This is a genomic window from Winogradskyella marina (assembly GCF_015645385.1).
GTDB classification, from domain to species: Bacteria; Bacteroidota; Bacteroidia; order Flavobacteriales; family Flavobacteriaceae; genus Winogradskyella; species Winogradskyella marina.
In genome coordinates, this window is sequence record NZ_JADOET010000075.1 from 1 (window position 1) to 313 (window position 313).

Below are 313 nucleotides of genomic sequence, written 5' to 3' on the forward strand. Positions count from 1 at the left end.
CAGATAATAATGCCGCAGATATTTTAAATGACGGAAACAATAATCCAAGAACCTATTTATTTGGACCTTTTGATAAAACAGCAGATAGTTATCTATTGTATACCGATGCTGATATAACAACTTTAGAAAGTGGTACAGGTTATAGAGCAGGTACGGTTGCAGGAACTAATTTAACCTTTACAGGAGATGTCCCAAACACAGAAGTTACAGTAGATATAAGAAATACTGGAGCGACTTACCCAGATTGGAATTTAATAGGAAACCCATATCCGTCTTATTTAGATATGGAATTATTTTTAAATCATGTTTTAGA

Annotated in this window: 1 protein-coding gene; it reads left to right on the forward strand. The window is 33.2% G+C overall.

Features of this window, described 5'->3' with window-relative positions; genetic code table 11:
- The coding region (locus ITJ86_RS17255; protein WP_195872884.1) for a hypothetical protein at positions 1-313 on the forward strand (313 nt) is incomplete at both ends.